This is a genomic window from Roseibium sp. RKSG952 (assembly GCF_009711355.1).
Window position 1 is genome coordinate 1 of the sequence record NZ_SMMF01000133.1, and the last position, 281, is coordinate 281.

Annotated in this window: 1 pseudogene; it reads right to left on the bottom strand. The window is 67.6% G+C overall.

The annotated features are described in order from the left end of the window. Positions 1-281: pseudogene (locus E1297_RS48710) on the bottom strand (single-stranded DNA-binding protein); the annotation flags it as partial.

Below are 281 nucleotides of genomic sequence, written 5' to 3' on the forward strand. Positions count from 1 at the left end.
TCGTCGTCCATGGGCCCGGATCCACCCGACGGACCGCCAAAGCCGCCCCCTGAAGAGCCGCCAGAGGAACCGCCGCCATAGCCGCCACCGGACTGACCACCGTAGCCCCCGCCCGACTGGCCGCCAAACCCGCCATCATTGCCCGACGAACCGTAATCCGGCAGCCCGCCGCCCTGGCCACCACCTTCGCCCCGGCCATCGAGCATGGTCAGGTTGGAGTTGAAGCCCTGAAGCACGATTTCGGTGGAGTAGCGGTCCTGACCGGACTGATCCTGCCACTT